Origin of the sequence: Klebsiella sp. SWET4 (assembly GCF_024296565.1) — a bacterium.
Taxonomy (GTDB): Bacteria; Pseudomonadota; Gammaproteobacteria; order Enterobacterales; family Enterobacteriaceae; genus Klebsiella; species Klebsiella variicola.
Window position 1 is genome coordinate 1 of the sequence record NZ_JANCOB010000070.1, and the last position, 1,033, is coordinate 1,033.

Genomic DNA, 1,033 nt, shown 5'->3' on the forward strand with positions numbered 1-1,033 from the left:
GAAATCGCCAACGCCACCGTGGCCGCCCGCGAGGGGGTCTCGGTGCGCGTGCGCGACGTCGCCGTGGTCAAGGTCGGCGGCGCCCTGCGCACCGGCGCGGCCTCGGAGAACGGCGAGGAGGTGGTGATCGGCACGGTGCTGATGTTGACAGGCGAAAACAGCCGCACCGTCGCTGGCGCCTCGGCCGAAAAGCTGGCCGAGGTCGCCAAGAGCCTGCCGCCAGGCGTGAAGGTCCAGGTGGTCTACGACCGCTCCAAGCTGGTCGGCGCGACCATCAAGACGGTCGAGAAGAACCTGACCGAAGGCGCGCTGCTGGTCATCGTGGTGCTGTTCCTGCTGCTGGGTAACTTCCGCGCCGCCCTGATCACGGCCCTGGTCATCCCGCTGTCGATGCTGATCACCGCGATCGGCATGAACAAGCTTGGCGTCTCGGGCAATCTGATGAGCCTGGGCGCGCTGGACTTTGGCCTGATCGTCGACGGCGCCGTCATCATCGTCGAGAACGCCCTGCGGCGCCTGGCCGAGCGCCAGCACCACGAGGGCCGTCTCCTGACCCTGTCGGAGCGTCTTGGCGAAACCCGTGAAGCCGCCCGCGAGATGATCTCGCCCACCGTCTATGGCCAGGCGATCATCCTGTTGGTCTACGCCCCGCTGCTGACCTTCACCGGTGTCGAGGGCAAGACCTTCTCGCCGATGGCCATCACCGTGATGCTGGCCCTGGCCGGCGCCTTCGTGCTGTCGCTGACCTTCATCCCGGCCATGATCGCCATCTTGATCAACGGCAAGGTGGCCGAGAAGGAAGTCGCGCCGGTCCGTTGGACCAAGTCCCGCTACGAACCGGCCCTGCGCAAGGTCGTGGCCAAGCCCTGGCCGGTGATCGGCGCGGCGGCCGGCATCTTCGTCGTCGCCGCCGTGACCTTCGGGTTCCTGGGACGGGAATTTACCCCGCAGCTCGACGAGAAGGACATGGCCGTCCAGGCCTTGCGCATCCCCTCGACCTCGCTGGAGCAGTCCCTGCGCATGCAGCGGCGGA

The 1,033-nt window shown here is 67.4% G+C and carries 1 protein-coding gene; it reads left to right on the top strand.

The window, feature by feature from the left end; translation table 11 throughout:
- A partial coding sequence (locus NKJ21_RS27585) for an efflux RND transporter permease subunit (protein WP_254733485.1) occupies window positions 1-1,033 on the top strand: 1,033 nt, incomplete at both ends.